This is a genomic window from Polaribacter gochangensis (assembly GCF_046224025.1).
GTDB lineage: Bacteria > Bacteroidota > Bacteroidia > Flavobacteriales > Flavobacteriaceae > Polaribacter > Polaribacter gochangensis.
Window position 1 is genome coordinate 263,712 of record NZ_JBJXRF010000002.1, and the last position, 20,252, is coordinate 283,963.

The 20,252-nt window shown below is 30.5% G+C and carries 22 protein-coding genes; 9 read left to right on the plus strand and 13 right to left on the minus strand.

Going from position 1 to position 20,252, the window contains the following annotated elements; translation table 11 throughout:
- Positions 1 to 114: 114 nt before the first annotated feature.
- Together ACEWL1_RS06515 and ACEWL1_RS06520 are read right to left on the minus strand one after the other, a co-directional pair.
- Positions 115 to 1,113, minus strand: coding sequence for a glycosyltransferase family 2 protein (locus ACEWL1_RS06515; protein ID WP_409232486.1), 999 nt, complete (start codon positions 1,111 to 1,113; stop codon positions 115 to 117).
- Between the two features lie 55 nt (positions 1,114 to 1,168).
- Entirely contained in the window at positions 1,169 to 1,612 is a 444-nt protein-coding gene (locus ACEWL1_RS06520) for a type I restriction enzyme HsdR N-terminal domain-containing protein (protein WP_409232487.1), read from the minus strand.
- A gap of 17 nt (positions 1,613 to 1,629) precedes the next feature.
- On the opposite strand from ACEWL1_RS06520, the gene holA reads away from it, so the two are divergent.
- Positions 1,630 to 2,634 carry a DNA polymerase III subunit delta gene (gene holA, locus ACEWL1_RS06525; protein ID WP_409232488.1) on the plus strand — a complete coding sequence of 335 codons (1,005 nt, stop codon included), beginning with the start codon at positions 1,630 to 1,632 and terminating at the stop codon, positions 2,632 to 2,634.
- A 93-nt stretch (positions 2,635 to 2,727) separates the two neighbouring features.
- Here the strand turns inward: holA and ACEWL1_RS06530 are convergent, their stop codons facing one another.
- The 4 genes from ACEWL1_RS06530 to ACEWL1_RS06545 all read right to left on the minus strand — a co-directional run bounded on the left by ACEWL1_RS06530 (position 2,728) and on the right by ACEWL1_RS06545 (position 6,324).
- The gene (locus tag ACEWL1_RS06530) at positions 2,728 to 3,765 is read right to left on the minus strand and encodes a M28 family metallopeptidase (RefSeq protein WP_409232489.1); all 1,038 of its coding nucleotides are present in this window, start codon (positions 3,763 to 3,765) and stop codon (positions 2,728 to 2,730) included.
- Positions 3,766 to 3,836: 71 nt separating this feature from the next.
- Entirely contained in the window at positions 3,837 to 4,637 is an 801-nt protein-coding gene (locus ACEWL1_RS06535) for an ABC transporter ATP-binding protein (protein ID WP_409232490.1), read from the minus strand.
- Complete coding sequence (locus tag ACEWL1_RS06540; protein ID WP_409232491.1) at positions 4,638 to 5,663, minus strand: FecCD family ABC transporter permease; 1,026 nt, start codon at positions 5,661 to 5,663, stop codon at positions 4,638 to 4,640.
- A gap of 79 nt (positions 5,664 to 5,742) precedes the next feature.
- Positions 5,743 to 6,324, minus strand: coding sequence for a non-canonical purine NTP diphosphatase (locus ACEWL1_RS06545; RefSeq protein WP_409232492.1), 582 nt, complete (start codon positions 6,322 to 6,324; stop codon positions 5,743 to 5,745).
- Between the two features lie 283 nt (positions 6,325 to 6,607).
- Between ACEWL1_RS06545 and ACEWL1_RS06550 the strand changes: the two genes are divergently transcribed.
- The gene (locus ACEWL1_RS06550; RefSeq protein WP_409232493.1) at positions 6,608 to 7,411 is read left to right on the plus strand and encodes a helix-turn-helix domain-containing protein; all 804 of its coding nucleotides are present in this window, start codon (positions 6,608 to 6,610) and stop codon (positions 7,409 to 7,411) included.
- Between the two features lie 2 nt (positions 7,412 to 7,413).
- On the opposite strand, the gene rlmH is transcribed toward ACEWL1_RS06550, so the two are convergent.
- The gene (rlmH, locus tag ACEWL1_RS06555) at positions 7,414 to 7,887 is read right to left on the minus strand and encodes a 23S rRNA (pseudouridine(1915)-N(3))-methyltransferase RlmH (protein WP_409232494.1); all 474 of its coding nucleotides are present in this window, start codon (positions 7,885 to 7,887) and stop codon (positions 7,414 to 7,416) included.
- Positions 7,888 to 8,057: 170 nt separating this feature from the next.
- Between rlmH and nadC the strand changes: the two genes are divergently transcribed.
- From nadC to folE, 6 genes are all read left to right on the plus strand, one after another.
- Complete coding sequence (gene nadC, locus ACEWL1_RS06560; RefSeq protein ID WP_409232495.1) at positions 8,058 to 8,915, plus strand: carboxylating nicotinate-nucleotide diphosphorylase; 858 nt, start codon at positions 8,058 to 8,060, stop codon at positions 8,913 to 8,915.
- Between the two features lie 129 nt (positions 8,916 to 9,044).
- Positions 9,045 to 9,617: a pentapeptide repeat-containing protein gene (locus ACEWL1_RS06565; RefSeq protein ID WP_409232496.1), complete on the plus strand. Its 573-nt coding sequence runs from the start codon at positions 9,045 to 9,047 to the stop codon at positions 9,615 to 9,617.
- Positions 9,618 to 9,767: 150 nt separating this feature from the next.
- A complete protein-coding gene (locus ACEWL1_RS06570; RefSeq protein ID WP_409232497.1) occupies positions 9,768 to 10,130 on the plus strand; it encodes a four helix bundle protein in 363 nt (120 codons plus the stop codon).
- Between the two features lie 103 nt (positions 10,131 to 10,233).
- On the plus strand, positions 10,234 to 11,175 hold the full coding sequence (locus tag ACEWL1_RS06575; RefSeq protein ID WP_409232498.1) for a YihY/virulence factor BrkB family protein: 942 nt from the start codon (positions 10,234 to 10,236) through the stop codon (positions 11,173 to 11,175).
- A 97-nt stretch (positions 11,176 to 11,272) separates the two neighbouring features.
- Positions 11,273 to 12,640 carry a histidine--tRNA ligase gene (gene hisS / locus ACEWL1_RS06580; RefSeq protein WP_409232499.1) on the plus strand — a complete coding sequence of 456 codons (1,368 nt, stop codon included), beginning with the start codon at positions 11,273 to 11,275 and terminating at the stop codon, positions 12,638 to 12,640.
- A gap of 89 nt (positions 12,641 to 12,729) precedes the next feature.
- Complete coding sequence (gene folE, locus ACEWL1_RS06585; RefSeq protein ID WP_409232500.1) at positions 12,730 to 13,425, plus strand: GTP cyclohydrolase I FolE; 696 nt, start codon at positions 12,730 to 12,732, stop codon at positions 13,423 to 13,425.
- A 54-nt stretch (positions 13,426 to 13,479) separates the two neighbouring features.
- Here the strand turns inward: folE and ACEWL1_RS06590 are convergent, their stop codons facing one another.
- The 6 genes from ACEWL1_RS06590 to ACEWL1_RS06615 form a co-directional block, all read right to left on the minus strand.
- On the minus strand, positions 13,480 to 13,884 hold the full coding sequence (locus ACEWL1_RS06590) for a hypothetical protein (protein ID WP_409232501.1): 405 nt from the start codon (positions 13,882 to 13,884) through the stop codon (positions 13,480 to 13,482).
- Positions 13,885 to 13,977: 93 nt separating this feature from the next.
- A complete protein-coding gene (locus ACEWL1_RS06595; protein ID WP_409232502.1) occupies positions 13,978 to 14,187 on the minus strand; it encodes a hypothetical protein in 210 nt (69 codons plus the stop codon).
- A gap of 1 nt (position 14,188) precedes the next feature.
- Complete coding sequence (gene secA, locus ACEWL1_RS06600; protein ID WP_409232503.1) at positions 14,189 to 17,524, minus strand: preprotein translocase subunit SecA; 3,336 nt, start codon at positions 17,522 to 17,524, stop codon at positions 14,189 to 14,191.
- 159 nt (positions 17,525 to 17,683) lie between these two features.
- The gene (locus ACEWL1_RS06605; RefSeq protein WP_347174497.1) at positions 17,684 to 17,905 is read right to left on the minus strand and encodes a DUF2795 domain-containing protein; all 222 of its coding nucleotides are present in this window, start codon (positions 17,903 to 17,905) and stop codon (positions 17,684 to 17,686) included.
- A 90-nt stretch (positions 17,906 to 17,995) separates the two neighbouring features.
- On the minus strand, positions 17,996 to 18,571 hold the full coding sequence (locus ACEWL1_RS06610) for a cob(I)yrinic acid a,c-diamide adenosyltransferase (RefSeq protein ID WP_409232504.1): 576 nt from the start codon (positions 18,569 to 18,571) through the stop codon (positions 17,996 to 17,998).
- Between the two features lie 24 nt (positions 18,572 to 18,595).
- Complete coding sequence (locus tag ACEWL1_RS06615) at positions 18,596 to 19,339, minus strand: O-methyltransferase (protein WP_409232505.1); 744 nt, start codon at positions 19,337 to 19,339, stop codon at positions 18,596 to 18,598.
- Positions 19,340 to 19,527: 188 nt separating this feature from the next.
- Here ACEWL1_RS06615 and ACEWL1_RS06620 point away from each other — a divergent pair, with 188 nt between their 5' ends.
- Positions 19,528 to 20,247 carry a polysaccharide biosynthesis/export family protein gene (locus ACEWL1_RS06620; protein WP_409232506.1) on the plus strand — a complete coding sequence of 240 codons (720 nt, stop codon included), beginning with the start codon at positions 19,528 to 19,530 and terminating at the stop codon, positions 20,245 to 20,247.
- Positions 20,248 to 20,252 lie beyond the last annotated feature (5 nt).

Below are 20,252 nucleotides of genomic sequence, written 5' to 3' on the forward strand. Positions count from 1 at the left end.
AAGATGGTAAGTTTGTCAGTTCGAGTATTATGCCAAAGCGTGGTGTATCGAAAACAAATTTAAAATTTAAGTGTCAATTAGAGCACTTGTTTAAGATTCCATAAAAAACAAATATTACTTCAAATCTTTAAACTTTTTCCTTTTTAAAAAGAAATACTGCCAAACAATACTTGTATGTAAATTATAATCCATTTTTTTCTGACGGTTTTTACGTTTCTTTAAAAATTGATTAAAGTGTCTGTAAAAACTAAAATGCGCTTTTATAATTGCCCAAGTATGTATTGGTCTTAGTTCGAAGATGAATTTAATTCCTGCAATCCCGTCTAAAATTAAACGAGAAAATATCACAAACAAAAACCATTTTTTTGGCACATTTTTAACCACATTTAGTAAACTATTTCTAAAATTTAAGAATGTTTTCTGCGGGTTTGTTTCTTGTAACGTTGCACCACCAACATGATATACCGTAGAAGCGCCAACATATTTTATTTGAAAACCTTCATTTTGAGTTCTCCAGCACAAATCAATTTCTTCTTGATGTGCAAAATAATCTTCGTCAAAACCTCCTAATTGATGATATACTTTTGAACGGATAAACAAACAAGCTCCAGAAGCCCAAAATATTTCAGAAATAGCATCAAATTGTTTGTTGTCGGTTTCTAAATGATTAAAAACGCGTCCTCTACAATATGGGTATCCAAATAAATCGATAAATCCACCTGCAGCACCAGCATATTCAAACTTTGTTTTGTTTTTAAAGTCTAATAATTTTGGCTGAATGATCGCAGTATTTTCTTCTTCTTTAAACACCTCGATAACCGGAGCTAACCAATTCTCGGTAACTTCAATATCAGAATTTAATAAACAATAAATATCTTCTTCAACATATTGTAACGCATCGTTATACCCTTTTGCATAACCTCCATTTATGGTGTTTTCAATAATTTTTACAGAAGGATATTGCTCTTTGATAAAACGAATTGAATTGTCAGTAGAAGCATTGTCTGCAACATAAATAGTAGCTTCTTCTGAGCTAAAATTTATGACAGATGGCAAAAATTGTTCTAACAATTTTTGTCCGTTCCAATTTAATATGACGACTGCAGTTTTCAAGTCAGCAAACTTACGTTTTAAAAGTGAATTTGATTGGTAACAATTTGTTAATTTGCTATTGGTAATTAGGAATGTCTTTTAAGAAAATATACGTTTCGTTTTCAAAATCCATTTTACAGAAAAAATGTTCCAATCCGTTGGTTACAATTAAGTAATTGGCTTTTAATTTTAAATTATAGCGCGCAATTTGATCAAAAGTGTCTTGAGATATTTTAATTTGTGGCGCTTTGCATTCTACAATAATATCAGGATTTCCATCCGTATTAAAGATTAAAATATCAGTTCTTTTTTTACGATTGTTAATCGTTAGTTGTTTTTCTAAAGCAATTAGAGAAATAGGGTATTTTTTCTCCTCAATTAAAAATTGCACAAAATGTTGTCGAACCCATTCTTCTGGAGTTAAGACAAAATATTTTTTTCTCAAATTATCAAAAATAAGCGTATGTTTTTCGTTACTTTTGAGTTTGAAAGAATAAGTTGGAAGATTGAGTTTTTGCATCAATCAAAAGTAAGAAAATGAACGAAATAAATTCTATTGTAAGCGATATTAAAAACGGAAATGTAAAACCTATTTATTTTTTAATGGGTGAAGAAGCATATTATATTGATAGAATTTCCGATTTAATAGAAGCTACCGTGTTGGATGAAGCCGAAAAAGGTTTTAATCAAGTTGTCATGTACGGTAGAGATGTTTCTATAGAAGAAATAGCATCTTCTGCGAAACGCTATCCGATGATGGCAGAAAAGCAAGTTATTATTGTTAAAGAAGCACAAGATTTAAGTAGATCGATAGAAAAGTTGGTTTCTTATGTAGAAAATATTCAACCAACTACCGTTTTGGTCATCAATTACAAGTACAAAAAGTTAGACAAACGTAAAAAATTATACAAAGCAATTGAAAAAGCGGGTGTTATTTTTGAAAGTAAAAAATTATACGACAATCAAGTTTCTGATTGGATTCGTAGAGTTTTAAACGGTCGGAATTATAAAATTGAACCAAAAGCGGCGTTAATGTTGGTAGAGTTTTTAGGAACTGATTTGAGTAAAATCAACAACGAGCTTGAAAAGCTAATAACTATTTTACCAAAAGAGTCAATCATTACACCGCAACATATCGAAGAAAATATAGGGATTTCTAAAGATTTTAATAATTTTGAATTGAGAAAAGCAGTAGGAGAGAAGCAGATTGTAAAAGCAAATAGAATCATCAATTATTTTGCAGAAAACCCAAAGAACAATCCAATTGTGATGACTATTTCTTTGTTGAATAGTTTTTTTACGCAAGTATTACAATATCACGGCTTAAAATCTAAAGACAAAATGAGTGTTGCTAAAGGTTTAGGTGTAAATCCATATTTTGTTGGAGATTATGTGACTGCAGCTAAAAATTATCCGATGCGAAAAGTATCTCAAATTATTGGCTTGCTAAGAGAGGCCGATGTAAAAAGTAAAGGTGTTGGTGCCAACGGAATGCCGCAAGCGGATATCTTAAAAGAGCTACTTTTTAAAATCATGCATTAGTATAGTTATTTTTTTATTAAAAATCAGTATAGAAGTAATTAAAAAACAAAAACCTCGCAAATAGCGAGGTTTTTAAATATCTTAAAAAGAAGATTATTCTTTTACTTCAGTTGCATTATCAACAATTAATCTGTTTTCTCTGTTGGCAATTTCCCAAGCTGTATGGAAAACCAAACGAGATCTATTTTCTAACAAATCGTAATTAATTTTGTCTGGCGTATCTGTGTGTTGGTGATAATCTTCGTGTGTACCATTAAAATAAAAGATGATTGGCACATTGTATTTTGCAAAATTATAATGATCTGATCTGTAGTAAAAACGATTCGGATCATTTTCATCATTGTATTTGTAATCTAAAGAAATGTTAGTGTATTTAGCATTCATTGCTTCAGATAAATCATGCAATTCTGTACTTAATTTATCAGCACCAATTAAATACACAAAGTTAGGATTGTCTTTATGTCTATCGTCAATTCTACCAACCATGTCTATGTTTAAATTAACAACCGTGTTTGCAATCGGAAAAATGGGATTTTCAACATAAAATTTTGAACCTAATAATCCTTTTTCTTCTCCAGTTACGTGTAAAAATAACACAGAACGCTTTGGTCTTTTTCCGTCTTTTACTGCCTTTTGAAATGCTTCTGCAATTTCTAATACAGCAACCGTTCCAGATCCATCATCATCTGCACCATTATAAATTTTACCCCCTTTTATTCCTTCGTGATCTAAATGTGCAGAAATAACAATTATTTCGTCAGGTTTCTCAGAACCTTTAATAAATGCAACCACATTTTCAGAATCTTTTAAACCTCTTGCTCTTCCGCTATTTAAAAAAGAAGCTGGTACTTTTTGGTAATAATCATCACCACCCAAGGGAGATGCAATACCTTGTTCTACATAAAACTTCTTTAAATATGCTGCTGCTTTTTTCTGTCCTAGTTCTCCGGTTTCTCTGCCTTCAAATTCATCAGAAGCGTAAATAAATAAATGTTTTGCTAAATCTTTTTCTGTAATTGTTGCTGCGTATTTTTCTGCATAATCTATATTAGGATCTATAGATGCATTTTTACTGGTGCTACATGAAACCAATAAAGCAATAATGCTAGCAGAGAGAATTAATTTTTTCATTTGGTAATTGTTATAGTTTGGATTGATTTTATTTGTTATTTTTTATAGGTATTCACTTCAAATATAAAAAATTAATTGTCTTTACTGATGGTGAATTGGCGTAATCTTTTATTAAAACTCAAGATTTCTTTTGGAAATAAATTTTCGAGTTTATTTTGCTCAATTAGATCTTCTGTTTTTCCAGAAAACACATCTTTTGAACTCATAATAATTAATTCATCAACAATGTCAATCGCTAAATTAATTTGATGTGTAGAAATTAAAATTGTTTTCTGAGTTGTTACTACTAAGTTCTTTAAAAGCTGAAATATTTTATACGTATGATGCATGTCTAAATGCGCAGTTGGTTCGTCTAAAATGATAACATCTGTGTCTTGCGCTAAAGCTCTTGCTATTAAAACACGTTGTAATTGTCCGTCGCTCAATTCATAAAATCGATGGTCTTTTAAATGTTCCACTTCGGTAAGTTGAATAGCAACATTTATCTTTTCAATGTCTATTTTTGACAACGTATCAATCCAATTTGTATAGGGTTGTCTTCCAAGTGCAATCAATTCGAAAACAGTTAATTGACTTTCGGGCAATCGTTCTGTTAACACCAAACTTAAGTTTGTCGCCAATTCTTTATTGCTAAATTCATTTAGATTTTTATCATTTAAAAAAACGTCTCCAGCTAATTGATTTTGAACTTTAGAAACGGTTCTTAATAAAGTCGATTTTCCGATTCCGTTTTTTCCTAATAAGGCAATAAATTTCCCTTTTTCAATGGCTAAATTAACATCAGAAGCAATTATTTTTTTTGCTTTTTTCTGCTGATAACCAATGGTTAAATTTTTGGTTTCTAAAACGATATGTTTCTTAGAAGTATTCAATTAAACGTATATTTTTTTCTTTCTGATTAACAACCAAATTACAACTGGCGCCCCAAATAACGAAGTAATTGCATTGATTGGAAGCGTATATTCTAGCGTAGGTAATTGTGCAATAATATCGCAAATTAACAAAACGATTGCGCCTGTAATTGCAGTAGCCGGAATTAATATTTTATGATTCGATGTAGTAAAAATTAATTTTGCAATATGCGGAACCGCCAACCCTATAAAAGCAATTGGACCAGAAAAAGCGGTAATAACTCCAGTTAACAAACTTGTAATTACCAAAATAATAATTCTACTTTGTTTGATGTTAATTCCTAAACTTTTTGCATATTTTTCTCCTAATAAAAAACTGTTCAACGGTTTTATAATTGCAAAAACTCCTGCAAAACCAATAAGATAAATTATGATAAAAATCGTTAATTCATCCCAAGACAAATTCCCTAAACTTCCAAAACTCCAAAATACATATTGTTGAATTTGTTCTGCTTCACTAAAGTAAGATAAAACGCTAATGATTGCAGCAGTAAAGCTTCCAAACATCAATCCGATAATTAAAATAGACATGGTATTCCGTACTTTATTTGCTGCTAAAATAACGGCGGATAACACTAAAAAAGAACCTAAACTCGATGCAATTGCAATTGACCAATTGGTAGGTTGTAAAAATAGAAATCCACCAAAAAATGAAGAACCTAAGATAAGCAATGCAACACCTAAACTTGCTCCAGAAGAAATTCCTAAAACAAACGGTCCAGCTAACGGATTTCTAAATAATGTTTGCATCAACAAACCACTTATTGATAATCCAGAACCGACTAAAATTGCTGTAATTGCTTTTGGCAATCTAAAGTTTAAAATTATTGTAGCCCATTCTTCTCTAATACTTTCATCACCTAAAAAAATGGCAAAAATATCTTTAAAAGGTATAGAAACCGAACCAAAACTAATATTTAAAAAACATAATACAACTACTAAAATTAGTAGTAAAATAAACTGTTTTGTATATGTTTTGTTGTTCATAAAAAGAGAAATATCTCCTCAAGCGGAGTCGAGATCTAATCAAGATTAAAACCTCTCGACTCTGCTCGAGGAGACAAATTTAGGTTTTATTTTTTATTAAAAAACGCACTAATTTTTGTACTGCATTTCCTCGATGAGAAATGCTGTTTTTTTCTTCGGATGTCATTTCTGCAAAAGAATTGTTAAATCCGTTTGGTTTAAAAACAGGATCATAACCAAAACCTTTTTCTCCTTGTTTTTCGGTTAAAATTTCGCCTTTGCAAATTCCTTCAAATAAAAATTGTTCATTATTTAAATTTAACGCTATTGCAGTTCTAAATTGTGCTTTTCTGTTTGATTTGTTTTCTAATTCCGACAATAATTTTTGCATGTTTTTTTTAGAACTATTTTCTGACCCAGCATATCTTGCAGAAAAAACTCCAGGCTCTCCATTTAAACTTTCAACTTCTAAACCTGTATCATCAGCAAAACAATTGTAGCCAAATTTTTCTGTAATATAATTTGCTTTTAGCTTTGCGTTTCCTTCTAAAGTTGTTTCAGTTTCTTCAATTTCATCAAAGCAATTGATATCACTTAAACTCAATAATTCAATTGAATCTGGTAACATTTTTTGAACTTCGGCAAGTTTATTAAGGTTATTTGTAGCGAAAACAATTTTCATAGACTTCGTGTAATTAAATGCAAATGTAAACAAACCTAAATTCTGTGAAAAGAAATTAAGTTATATTCGCAATAGGGAATTATAATTCTAAAATTTCGAAATCAATAAGTAAAATTAAGGTTGTTTTTTGTAGAATTTATTTTTTTTAATTTTATTAAAAAAATATCTGAATGCGTTGATTTTATTGATTTGTCGTTTAAATGTCGGGTTAAAAATGATTCAAAAAATTTGTAAACTTAATTTGGTAAACTAACATTGCATGGAAATTAAAAATATACTTGTAATGAAACAACCAGAATTAGGAAAGAAGATTTTAGAGCTTCGTAAGCAAAAAGGATTTACCCAAGAAGAATTGGTAGAACAATGCAATATCAATGTTCGAACAATTCAACGAATTGAAGCCGGAGACGTTTCTCCTAGAAGTTATACCATAAAAGCAATTTTAGAAGTGCTAGGTTGTAACTATGAGGATGTTATTGAAGACGAGTATGCTCCAGGAAAATTTGATACACTTTTAGGAATCAATCCTAATAAAATTTACAAGCAACTAAATACAGCTTGGATTTTTGGAATTGTTTATTTTATACTTGGTTTTATTGAGTTTTCAATAGAGTTTTTGAAAGATTATTTTGATAATATTGTATTTTACAACACCTTTTATATTGTACTAAAATTAATAGTTTTAGTTTCTTTCTATTTCTTAATAAGAGGATTTGTAATTGCAGGTTCTTTGTATAAAAATTATTTGCTTCAAATTATTTCAATTTTATTAATTGCGTTAACGCTATTTTCAACTATTTCAGATATAACAACGTTGTTTGTTTTTGAAGATTTTATAGGTTTATTTAGAGCATCGATATTATTAACATTCGGAGTTTTAAGCATATTTTTTGGAGTTGCAAATTTAAGATTGAAAAATCAATTAGGAGATATTGCAAACTACACAGGAATTGCAGAAATTGTAACTGGAGTTTGTTTTTTTACAATATTATTAGCGCCAATAGGAGCCTTTACTTTAATAGTTGTAGAGATTTTAGAAATTATCTTGATTTATAAAGTTGCTTCTGCAATTAAAAAAAGTGCTTAAAATTACTCATGATGATAGGGCTCATTCTTTAAAATAGTATAGCCTCTATAGATTTGTTCTACAATAAATAAGCGAATCATTTGGTGGGAAAATGTCATTTTAGATAATGATATTTTTCCACTTGCTTTTTTATAAACGGCATCAGAAAAACCATAAGGTCCGCCAATGACCAACACCAACTGTTTGATTCCTGCATTCATTTTCTTCTGTAAATACTGAGAAAATTCAATAGAAGTAAACTGTTTTCCTTTGTCATCTAACAAAATCAATTGATCGGTGTTTTGCAACTTGTTTAAAATCAATTCGCCTTCTTTTTCTTTTTGCTGAATTTCACTTAAGTTCTTTACATTTTTAATATCAGGAATTATTTCTAATTCAAATTTGATATAATGTTGCAAACGTTTTTGATACACTTCAATTAATTGAAGCAAATTTTTATCATCCGTTTTTCCAATGGCAAGAAGTTTGATTTTCATATTTTTTATATTGTCACTTCGAGTGATTTTCGATTTTATGAGAAAATTGTATCGAGAAGTCTCACATTAAATTGTTCTCGATACAAATTTATTCGTTTTTCACTCATAAATTCACTCGAACTGACAAAAAGTTGAAAATCATTCCTATTTTTACACCACAAAACCATTTTATGATATCACAACAACAATTTGAAACAGAATTAAAAATCATTATAACCAACGCCATTCGAGAAGATGTTGGAGAAGGAGATCATACATCACTTTCTTGTATTCCTGAGGATGCAAAAGGCAAAGCAAAATTATTGGTTAAAGAAGACGGAATCATTGCCGGAGTCGAATTTGCAAAAATGATTTTTAAACAAGTTGATGCAGATTTACAAATTGAAACGTTGATAAACGACGGAGAAAAAGTAAAATTTGGCGACATCGTTTTTTACGTTTCTGGCCGTTCGCAATCTATTTTAAAAGCAGAGCGTTTGGTATTGAACTCTATGCAACGCATGAGTGCAATTGCTACAAAAACACGTTTTTTTGCTGATTTATTAGAAGGAACAAAAACAAAAGTTTTAGACACTAGAAAAACTACACCAGGAATTAGAGCCATCGAAAAATGGGCGGTTAAAATTGGTGGCGGAGAAAATCATCGTTTTGCATTGTATGATATGATTATGATTAAAGACAATCACATCGATTTTGCTGGCGGAATTACAGCGGCAATCAGCAAAACAAAAGCATATTTATCAAAAAATAATATTGATATAAAAATTATTGTAGAATCAAGAAACTTAGAAGAAATTCAAGAAATTCTAGAATGCGGCGGCGTTTATAGAATTTTAATCGACAACTTTAATTATGAAGACACCCGTAAAGCAGTTGAGCTAATCGGCGATAAATGTTTAACAGAATCTTCAGGCGGAATTAACGAAGAAACCATCAGAAAATATGCAGAATGTGGTGTAGATTTTATTTCTTCTGGTGCATTAACACACTCGGTTTATAATATGGATTTAAGTTTAAAAGCTGTTTAATTGAGTTGCAAAGGTTCAAAGGCTCAAAGTGAAAGAGTAACAAGGATAAAAAGTAAGTAAAACTTTGCAACTACTTTTAACTTTGCGCCTTTGTAACTATTTTAAACTTTGCCACTTTCAAAAAAATAAATGATAGACAATTACTTCGATAGCGAAAACTTCACAAAAGTTGATTTTACAAAAACTAATATCAAAAAAGGAGAATATGACAATTGTACATTTTCAAATTGTAATTTCGAAAATGTACATGCTTCTAATATTCAGTTTGTAGAATGTGAGTTTATAGATTGTAATTTTAGCAATACTGTTGTAAAACACACCGCTTTTAAAGATGTTCAGTTTATAAGATGTAAAATGATTGGCATAAAATTTAATGAATGCGATTCGTTTTTATTACAGCTAAGTTTTAATGCTTGTCAGTTAAATTTCTCTTCGTTTTATCAATTAAAGATTCCGAAAACATCATTTAAAGAGTGTAATTTAGACGCTGTAGATTTTACTGAATCGGATTTAAATATGGTTTTGTTCGAAGGTTGCGAATTAAAAAACGCAATTTTTACGCAAACCAATTTAGAAAAAGCTAATTTTATCACTTCAAATAATTTTTATATCGACCCAGAAAATAATCGTTTAAAAGGAGCGAAGTTTTCTAAAGAAAATATTGTTGGGTTGTTGATGAAGTATGGAGTTGTGATTGAGTGACAAAGTTGCAAAGAGGTAAAGGCTCAAAGTTGCAGAGGTTCAAAGTTGCAGAGTTACAATGAAAAATGAAACAAGAAATTTAGTGTAATGCAAACCTTTGCAACTACGTTTAACTTTGAACCTTTGTACCTTGTTTAAATAAAAAAAGAGATGAAAACGTTTAGAGATTTATTAGTGTGGCAAAAATCAATGAATTTTGTTACGGAAATTTATAAAGTATCTAAATTATTTCCAAAAGACGAAAACTTTGGATTAACTTCTCAAATCAGAAGAAGTGCAGTTTCAATTCCGAGTAATATTTCTGAAGGTTATGGTAGAGAAGGAATGAAAGATTATCTTCGTTTTTTAAATATTGCAATGGCTTCATTATTTGAGTTACAAACTCAATTAGAAATTGCTTATAATTTAGAATATATTAAAAAAGATAAATTTGATTGTTTGTATGAATTATCAAGAGAAATAGAAAGAATGTTATCAAGTTTTATAAGAACTATTAAATCAAGAAAAAACTAACTTTGAACCTTTGCAACTATTTTAACTTTGAACCTTTGCAACTCTGAACCTATTTTTAACCTTTGAACCTTTTTTAAAAACTTTGCAACTCAGTAACTAACAAATGACAAAAGAAATAGAAGATAAACTAGAGCAAATTCCCATTATTAATATTTTGGTGCGTTTTGGTAAAAAGATAAAAGTTCCGGGTTTAGAAGGAATGTCTTTGTACGACGTACTAGAAATGTATGTTATAGGAATTGTTAGAGGCGCTTTAACAACACGTGCTGGAGGAATTGCATATAGCTTTTTCATGGCAGTTTTTCCGTTTCTACTTTTCATATTAACATTAATCAATTACATTCCTATTGATGGTTTTCAAGACGCGTTAATGGAGTTTATAAAAGACGCTTTGCCTCCTGAAACATTTGGTGCTGTAAAACCCATTTTAGACGATATTATTTTAAATCAAAATAACGGATTATTGTCATTTGGTTTTATTGCGTCTATCTTTTTAATGACTAATGGTGTGAATGCTATTTTTGGCGGATTTGAATATTCGTATCACGTAAAAGAAGTTCGAAATGTTGTTAGAGCTTATTTTATATCCTTAGGAGTTTCTATTGTAATGACATTATTTTTAATGCTCACCGTGGCATTATCTATTTTTTATGGGATAGGATTGAAAAAACTAAACACAGAAAATTTTATAGTAAGTGATTTTTGGCTGAAATTTGGAACAGGAATCTTGTTTGTTTTTATGATTTTTACCATAATTTCTATGCTGTATCATTTCGGAACAAAATCTGGGAAATACTCTAGTTTCTTCTCACCAGGAGCCATATTTACAACGGTATTATCTATTTTTACATTCTATTTATTCAGCATTTATGTAACCGAATTTTCTAAATACAACGAGTTATACGGCTCAATCGGAACCTTATTAATATTGATGTTATTTGTGTGGCTAAACGCCATTATCTTATTATTAGGATTCGAATTGAACGCAAGTATTTATAGTTTAAGACGCAGAAATAAAACCTTTACAACTCCCAAAAAATTATAACTTTTTCACGATATTTGCCGCGACAATTAACAATTAACATTTATCAATGAACAATAATAATTGGTTAATGATTACTGATAACTGAACACTGATTTATATGAAACCAAGCATCCCAAAAGGAACAAGAGATTTTTCGCCAACAGAAATAGCCAATCGTAATTATATTTTTAATACGATAAAAGCTGCTTTTGAAACCTTCGGATTTCAACCTATTGAAACTCCGAGTTTTGAAAACTCTTCTACCTTGATGGGAAAATACGGAGAAGAAGGAGATCGTTTGATTTTTAAAATTCTAAATTCTGGAGATTATTTAAATAAAGCTGATGAAAAATTATTGTTAGAAAAGAACAGTACAAAGTTAACTTCACAAATTTCAGAAAAAGCATTGCGTTACGATTTAACTGTGCCTTTTGCGCGTTATGTTGTACAACACCAAAACGACATAACATTTCCGTTTAAACGCTATCAAATTCAGCCAGTTTGGAGAGCCGATCGTCCGCAAAAAGGACGTTTTAGAGAGTTTTATCAATGTGATGCAGATGTTGTTGGGAGCAAATCATTATGGCAAGAAGTTGAGTTTATTCAGTTGTACGATACTGTTTTTAGTAAGTTAAACTTATATGGAACGACTATCAAAATCAATAACAGAAAAATATTATCTGGAATTGCAGAAGTGATTGGAGCAAAAGATAAATTAATTGATTTTACAGTTGCGTTAGATAAGTTAGATAAAATCGGAAAAGATGGCGTTGTCAAAGAAATGCTATCCAAAGGAATTACAGAAAACGCGATTGAAAAAGTGAGTCCGTTGTTTGATTTTTCTGGCTCAAATACAGCTAAAATAAGTTCATTGGAAGCGATGTTACAAACTTCTGAAGAAGGAATGAAAGGCGTTCAAGAGTTGCGTTTTGTGTGCAATTCTATTGCAGAATTAGGATTGCAATCTGCAACATTAGAAGTTGATGTTACGTTGGCAAGAGGATTGAATTATTACACCGGAGCAATTTTTGAAGTTGCTGCACCGAAAGAAGTAAAAATGGGCTCGATTGGCGGCGGAGGAAGGTATGACGATTTAACAGGAATCTTTGGAATGCCAAATGTTTCTGGAGTCGGAATTTCATTTGGATTGGACAGAATTTATTTGGTGTTAGAAGAAATAGGGTTGTTTAAAACGGTTGAATTGCCAAAACCAAAAGTATTGTTTGTCAATTTTGGAGAAGTAGAAGCCTTATTTTCGATGAAAGCAATAGCAGAATTGAGAAAAAATAACATCAAATCGGAATTGTATCCAGACAATGCAAAAATGAAAAAACAAATGAATTACGCCAACAAACGCGAAATTGAGTTTGTCGTAATTGTAGGATCACAAGAAGTAGAAAAAAATGAATTCACGTTAAAAAATATGAGTTCTGGAGAACAAACAACTTGTTCAATTTCAGAATTGGTAGAAAAACTGAACTCATAAAAATAATGATAGATTCATAGTTTTAATTTATAGAGAAACGAATATAATACGTTGCAAACACGTAAATTTGCAAACTAATACAGAAAGAAATGTTTGAAGTGAACAGCAAAATGAATGACGAAAGGGTTGAAGAAATAGGAGAGAACCACGTTGGTACATCGGCAAAAACGCCATTACGAGACGATGCGTTTGCTATTTCTAACGAAGAAAAAATCAATAGAATTCAAGAAAGTGTAAAAGATATTTTACAAACTTTAGGAATGGATTTAACAGACGATAGTTTGCAAGGAACTCCGAAAAGAGTTGCAAAAGCCTTTGTAAACGAATTGTTTATGGGATTAGATCCAGCAAATAAACCAAAGGCATCAACCTTCGAAAACAATTACAATTACGGAGAAATGTTGGTCGAGAAGAATATCGTTGTGTATTCTACTTGCGAGCATCATTTATTGCCAATTATTGGTAGAGCGCATGTTGCCTATATTTCTGACGGAAAAGTAATTGGTTTGTCAAAAATGAACAGAATTGTGGAATACTTTGCAAAAAGACCACAAGTTCAAGAACGTTTAACAATGCAAGTTGTACAAGCGATGCAAGAAGCTCTAGGAACCGATGATGTTGCTTGTGTAATTGACGCAAAACATTTGTGTGTAAATTCTCGAGGAATAAAAGACATTGAAAGTAGTACGGTAACAGCTGAATTTGGCGGAAAGTTTAAAAATAAAGAAACCAAACAAGAGTTTTTAGATTATTTAAAAATGAATACAGATTTTAAGAATATGTAAGATGTTTAAGGATAATTACAATAAAAACGCCGATGCATTTGCATCGGCGTTTTTTTATTTTCCTATTTGATATTTCAGCATGAGTTTATTTTTTTCGGTTTCAAATTCATATTGAATTTTAGACATTGCCATTTGATGTTCTCCTTGAATTTTTGCAATCTTAACCTCGTATTTGTTTTTAACTTTTACAGTTTCTCTTTCGTACTTATTTTGATAAATCATCAGTTTTAAACTGTTTGAACCATATTTAGCTTGCAGTTCATTTAATTCTGTTTTTACATCATAAGATAACTGATTCATCTTTTTTGTTGTAGTGTAATTTAAGTCTTCTACATCAGTTTTCATTTTAAATTCTAAAGCATTGTATTCTTTTTGAAATTTGTTTAATAACGGATGATTTACTTGCGCTAAAACAGACAAAGAAATAAAGAACAAAAGTAGTGTAGCAATTTTTTTCATAATATTTTATTTTCCTTAAAGATATAAAATATTTTTAAGCATTAAAAAAGCCGATGTAAATACATCGGCTTCATTGAGTTTTTATAGAAAAAATTACTTTTTAAATCTTTTCAGTCTTCCAATTCCGCTGTACAAAATCAATCCACCAAAAAACAAGTTAAATAAAATATAAACAGATTTACTTTCCGTTTTTAAAGAGAAAATCAAATAATATATTTCTTGCTCATTAAAAATGGCATAAAATCCTTTAGCAAGAAAACTGATTCCGACTAGAATGTAAATATATGGAATTGCTTTTTTCATTTTATTGTTTTACTAAAACCCATTCTCCTTTTTCAATTAAAGGAATGGCTTGTTTGTATTTTACTTCTTTTTCTTCTCCGCTCATTACATTTTTAATGGTAACACGTTCGTTTCTTCCAATTTTTGGTTGTTCTCTAACAACGGTTTCAATGGGTTCGTTTTGTTGTTGTCTAGAATTATTGATAGCTTGTTCTGTACTATTTTGAACATCAGCTTTACTCACATTTAAACGTTCTCTTTTTTGTTGACGCGCTTCAGAAATACTTCCTTGATTCGGAATTTCTCCTTTAAACAAGAAGGATAAAACTTCTTTATTTACGTCGTCAATCATTTGCTTAAACAATTCAAACGCTTCAAATTTATAAACTAATAACGGATCTTTTTGCTCGTACGATGCATTCTGAACAGAACTTTTTAATTCGTCCATTTTACGTAAATGCGTTTTCCAATTCTCGTCGATTATAGCAAGTGTAATATTTTTTTCAAAATCCTTAACTAACTCTTTTCCTTCAGATTCGTATGCTTTTTGTAAGTTGGTTACAACTTGTAAACTTTTTACGCCATCAGAAAACGGAACTACAATTCGCTCATATTTATCGCCTTCGTTTTCATACACATCTTTAATAACAGGAAAAGCAGCTACCGCATTTTTAGCAATTCTGTCTTGATAATGTGCATAAATAGTTTCATACAATGTATCAATCAAAGCTTGTTCGTCCATAGATTCAAATTCTTCTTCCGAAAATGGAGAAGTCATTGAAGAAAAACGAATCAATTCAAACTCAAAGTTTTTAAAATCTTTTAATGGTTTGTTTTGACTAACAATAGCTTGACAGGTATCGTAAATCATGTTTACAATATCAATTTTTAAACGATCTCCGTCTAAAGCATGTCTTCTACGTTTGTATACAAACTCACGTTGTGCATTCATAATATCGTCATATTCTAACAAACGTTTACGAATACCAAAGTTGTTTTCTTCTACTTTTTTCTGTGCTCTTTCAATAGATTTTGTAATCATAGAATGCTGAATTACTTCACCTTCTTTTAATCCCATTCTATCCATCATTTTTGCAATTCTATCAGAACCAAAAATACGCATCAAATTATCATCTAAAGCAACATAAAATTGAGTCGAACCAACATCTCCTTGACGACCAGCTCTACCACGTAATTGTCTGTCAACTCTACGAGAATCATGTCTTTCTGTACCAACAATTGCTAAACCACCAGCTTTTTTTACTTCTTCGGTAAGTTTAATATCTGTACCACGACCAGCCATGTTTGTTGCAATTGTTACTTGTCCTGGTTTACCAGCTTCTGCAACAATGTCTGCTTCTTTTTTGTGTAGTTTTGCATTTAAAATATTGTGGTCAATTCCACGCATTTTTAACATTCTACCCAATAATTCAGAAATTTCAACAGAAGTTGTACCCACTAAAACAGGTCTTCCTTGTTCAACTAGTTTAACAACATCTTCAATAACAGCATTGTACTTTTCTCTTGTTGTTTTATATACTAAATCTTCTTTATCATCTCTTTGGATGGGTTTATTTGTTGGGATTTCTACAACATCTAATTTGTAAATTTCCCAAAGCTCACCAGCTTCTGTAATCGCAGTTCCTGTCATACCAGAAAGCTTACGGTACATTCTAAAGTAATTTTGTAAAGTTACAGTTGCAAAAGTTTGTGTTGCGTCTTCAATTTTTACATTTTCTTTTGCTTCAATGGCTTGATGCAATCCGTCAGAATAACGACGACCGTCCATAATACGACCCGTTTGCTCATCAACAATCATTACTTTATTGTCAATTACTACATATTCTGTGTCTTTTTCAAATAAAGAATATGCTTTTAACAATTGATTCATGGTGTGAATACGCTCACTTTTGATGCTAAAATCTCTGTATAATTCTTCTTTTATTTTTGCTTTTTCTTCGGCAGATTTTTCACTTTCATCAATTTCTCCAATTTTCACACCAATATCTGGCAATACAAAAAAGTTCTCATCACTTGTTTTTCCTGATAAATGAATAATTCCTTTGTCTGATAAATCGATTGAGTTGTTTTTTTCTTCAATAACATAATACAATTCTTCATCTACTTCTGGCATCAATTTGTTATTGTCTGCCATGTAAATGTTTTCTGTTTTTTGAAGAATTTGTTTAATTCCTTCTTGCGATAAAAATTTGATTAACGCTTTGTTCTTCGGTATTCCACGATAAACTCTTAACAATAAAAAACCACCTTCTTTGGTGTTTCCTTCAGCGATTAATTTTTTTGCCTCAGCGAGAACACCTACTAAGTATTGTTTTTGAAGTGTAACAATATCAGCAACTAAAGGTTTTAGTTCGTTAAACTCGTGTCGGTCTCCTTGAGGAACAGCACCAGAGATAATTAAAGGTGTACGAGCATCATCAATTAAAACGGAATCTACTTCATCAATAATTGCATAATTTGGAGCTCTTTGCACCAATTCTTCTTTTGTATGCGCCATATTATCACGCAAGTAATCAAATCCGAATTCGTTATTTGTTCCGTAAGTTATATCTGCGTTGTATGCTTTTCTACGCGCATCAGAATTTGGTTGATGCACATCAATACAATCTATACTTAATCCGTGAAACTCTAAAATTGGTCCCATCCAAGCAGCATCACGTTTTGCTAAATAATCATTAACAGTAACAACATGAACTCCTTTTCCGGTTAATGCATTTAAGTAAACTGGCAAGGTAGAAACCAAGGTTTTTCCTTCTCCAGTCATCATTTCTGCAATTTTTCCTTGGTGTAATACAGAACCACCAATTAATTGAACATCATAATGAATCATGTCCCAAGTAATTTTTTGTCCAGATGCATCCCAAGTAGTTGACCAAATAGATTTATCTCCTTTTAAAGTTACGTTTTCTTTGATTGCAGAAAGTTCTCTGTCAAAAGGAGTAGCGGTAACTTCAATTTCAGTATTGTTTGTAAATCTTTTTGCAGTTTCTTTCATAACAGCAAAAGCCTCTGGCATTATTTCTTGAAGCACAGCTTCAGATGCTTCATACGTTTGATCTTTTAAAGTGTCAATTTCAGCATATATGGCTTCTTGTCTGTCTATATCTGCGGATAAAGCTTCTTGTTCTAATTCAGAAATTTTAGTTTCAAAGGCGTTAGTTGCGTCTTTTATTTTGGCTTTAAATTCATCAGATTTTGCCCTTAATTCGTCGTTTGATAAATTGCCAATTACTTCTGCAAAAGCATTTGTTTTTTCAACGATTGGTTGTAGTAATTTTAAATCTTTTTGTTGTTTGTCTCCAACAAATATTTTTAAGACCGAGTTTAATAAGCTCATTGTATGTGTTCTATTTAAAATTCAATTTTATGAATTGAATGTTGATTTATAATTAGTTGATAATAAATAAGTTGATATTTATTGACAGCAATTACAATTTAATGTTAAATGTAAACAAAAAAAAAGCCTCGATTGAGACTTTTTTGATGTAAATTTTTGTTAATATTCATCTTCGTTCCAAAGGTAATCTTCTTCGGTCGGATAGTCTGGCCAAATTTCTATAATAGAATCGTAAGCATCACCTTCATCTTCAATTTCTTGTAAGTTTTCTGCAACTTCTAATGGCGCCCCTGTTCTAATAGCGTAATCTATCAATTCATCCTTCGTTGCTGGCCAAGGTGCATCTGCTAAATAAGATGCTAATTCTAGTGTCCAATACATTTTTAGTAGAGTTTAATTTTCTGCAAAAATAATTTTTTTATTCAGAAAACCAAGTTTTTTTTGATAAATCTGTCAATAAAATAAAAGAACTTAATTTTCTTTTTCAGGAATCCACGGAGTTTCCTTAACTGATAAGTCTTTAGACAACTTTCGTGCCAATACAAACAGGTAGTCAGAAAGTCGGTTTAAATATTCTAAAATTGCAGGATTAACGGTTTCGTTTTCGTTTAAGGCAGTTACTAATCTTTCCGTTCTACGGCAAATACATCTGGCAATGTGACAGAATGACACGGTTTGATTTCCTCCAGGCAAAATAAAATGGGTCATTGTGGGTAGTTCTAGATTCATCGAATCAATTTCTTGCTCTAATAAAGCAACGTTTTCTGAAGTGATTTTCGGAATATTCAATCGTTCTTTACCGCTTTTTAAGATTTCTTTTTCTGGCGGAGTTGCCAACATAGAGCCAAGTGTAAACAATTCGTTTTGAACTCTAATTAAAGAACCGATTGCGTTTGTATCAATATTTTGATCTCTAACTAAACCAATATATGAATTTAATTCATCTACAGTTCCGTAAGATTCTATTCTTAAATGATGCTTCGGAACTCGTGTTCCGCCAAATAATGCGGTTGTTCCTTTATCGCCAGTTTTAGTGTAAATTTTCATTAGATAAAAGTACGAATTAACTATTTAAACTCTAATTATAAAATGCTCTTTCTCTTGTTCTTTTCTAAAAAATACAATTCCCCATTGAAAAGTATCTATGGTAACTTTTACTTTTGGATGTTTTTTTATTTCTTCCCATGCATCTTCCATTTCTTTACTCCAATGGATATCGTCAAAAATAAAAAAGCTTTCATTATGTATAAACTGAAGACAATGATGAAAATAATCTAATGTTGGTTTTTTTTGATGGTTTCCATCAAAATAAACCATGTCTAATAAGTTGCTAAATGGTAATGTTGGTAAGGTTTTGCTAAACTCACCTGTAATTATATCAATATTTTTAAAAGAAAAATGATCGAATTGTTTTTGCGCAACTCTTGCAGTATTATTACACCCTTCAAGAGTTGTAATTTTAGCGATAGGGTTTCCAACATGTATTGCTGCAGTTCCAATTCCAAGAGAAGTTCCAATTTCTATAACAGTTTTCGGCTTAAAATACTCTGAAATATTACATAATAAATTAGCGCTTTTAGAGCTTATCCCAGCATATATAGCAATTTTACGAATAGGTCTTAAATTACTTTTAAAAACTTTAGAACCAGCCCCGAAATCTGTTACTTCAATATTTTCTCTATTTGATAAAAGTTTTTTTCTGTAGAGTTTAAGTGTATTTTTTTTTGATAAAATAGTTTTTTGATAAAAACACTTTGTGGTTAAATCATAGACAAATGGAGAATGAATTCCGTGTTGATTTGTAGATTTGATCAAGTGCTTTATGTAAGAAAAAACTTTTTGCATAGAAATAATAGCAAAATTAAAGGAAAAATATAGGAAGAGCGATATAAAAATTATATTTTTGAGTGGTAAATATATTTTATTCTATGCTTAAACGATTTTTCGTAGTACTCTCAGTAATATTTTTTGTTTCATGTGTGCCAAATAAAGATTTAATTTATTTGCAAGGAGAACCAATAACTAAAAAAAATGTATACAAGTTAAACAATGAGCCATATAGACTTCAAGTTGATGATGTATTGTCGATTGATGTCAAAGCAAAAGATGATAAATATGTTGAGCTTTTTAAAAAATCAACCTTTGTAAATCAATCAAATAACACCAATGGAGGTTTTGAAAGTGGGTCAATTAATCAATCAGGTTACAGAGTTGATAGACATGGAAATATTAGATTACCTGTAATAGGTGAGGTAAATGTATTAGGTTTTACCACAAAAGAAGTTCGATTAAGATTAGAAGAGGAACTTTTAAAATACCTAACAGATAAAGAGAGCTTTTTCGTTACTGTAAACCTATCTGGAATTAAATATACGGTGATCGGTGAAATTGTAGATCCAGGTCCAAAAGTTATTTATCAGAATAGAGTTAGCATTTTAGACGCTATTTCTAATTCTGGAGATATTACGATTACAGGAAATAAAAAGAAAGTTGAAGTTTGGAGAAGTACTATTAATGGAAGAAAAAAATATGTTTTAGATTTAACAAAAGCGACTACTTTTGATTCTGAAGTTTTTTATATTCAACCCAATGATTATATTAATGTTTTACCACTAAAACAAAAATCTTGGGGAACAGGAACAACAGGTTTACAGTCATTAACGACGTTAGTATCAATTTTTACTTTAGTTACATCTACTATTTTATTAGTTAGAAATTTATAAAATTT

Coding starts and splice junctions, on each gene's coding strand:
- ACEWL1_RS06520 (WP_409232487.1), bottom strand. CDS start 1,612: ATGCAAAAACTCAATCTTCCAACTTATTCTTTCAAACTCAAAAGTAAC.
- holA (WP_409232488.1), top strand. CDS start 1,630: ATGAACGAAATAAATTCTATTGTAAGCGATATTAAAAACGGAAATGTA.
- ACEWL1_RS06530 (WP_409232489.1), bottom strand. CDS start 3,765: ATGAAAAAATTAATTCTCTCTGCTAGCATTATTGCTTTATTGGTTTCA.
- ACEWL1_RS06540 (WP_409232491.1), bottom strand. CDS start 5,663: ATGAACAACAAAACATATACAAAACAGTTTATTTTACTACTAATTTTA.
- ACEWL1_RS06545 (WP_409232492.1), bottom strand. CDS start 6,324: ATGAAAATTGTTTTCGCTACAAATAACCTTAATAAACTTGCCGAAGTT.
- ACEWL1_RS06550 (WP_409232493.1), top strand. CDS start 6,608: ATGAAACAACCAGAATTAGGAAAGAAGATTTTAGAGCTTCGTAAGCAA.
- rlmH (WP_409232494.1), bottom strand. CDS start 7,887: ATGAAAATCAAACTTCTTGCCATTGGAAAAACGGATGATAAAAATTTG.
- nadC (WP_409232495.1), top strand. CDS start 8,058: ATGATATCACAACAACAATTTGAAACAGAATTAAAAATCATTATAACC.
- ACEWL1_RS06565 (WP_409232496.1), top strand. CDS start 9,045: ATGATAGACAATTACTTCGATAGCGAAAACTTCACAAAAGTTGATTTT.
- ACEWL1_RS06570 (WP_409232497.1), top strand. CDS start 9,768: ATGAAAACGTTTAGAGATTTATTAGTGTGGCAAAAATCAATGAATTTT.
- ACEWL1_RS06575 (WP_409232498.1), top strand. CDS start 10,234: ATGACAAAAGAAATAGAAGATAAACTAGAGCAAATTCCCATTATTAAT.
- hisS (WP_409232499.1), top strand. CDS start 11,273: ATGAAACCAAGCATCCCAAAAGGAACAAGAGATTTTTCGCCAACAGAA.
- folE (WP_409232500.1), top strand. CDS start 12,730: ATGTTTGAAGTGAACAGCAAAATGAATGACGAAAGGGTTGAAGAAATA.
- ACEWL1_RS06590 (WP_409232501.1), bottom strand. CDS start 13,884: ATGAAAAAAATTGCTACACTACTTTTGTTCTTTATTTCTTTGTCTGTT.
- ACEWL1_RS06595 (WP_409232502.1), bottom strand. CDS start 14,187: ATGAAAAAAGCAATTCCATATATTTACATTCTAGTCGGAATCAGTTTT.
- secA (WP_409232503.1), bottom strand. CDS start 17,524: ATGAGCTTATTAAACTCGGTCTTAAAAATATTTGTTGGAGACAAACAA.
- ACEWL1_RS06605 (WP_347174497.1), bottom strand. CDS start 17,905: ATGTATTGGACACTAGAATTAGCATCTTATTTAGCAGATGCACCTTGG.
- ACEWL1_RS06610 (WP_409232504.1), bottom strand. CDS start 18,571: ATGAAAATTTACACTAAAACTGGCGATAAAGGAACAACCGCATTATTT.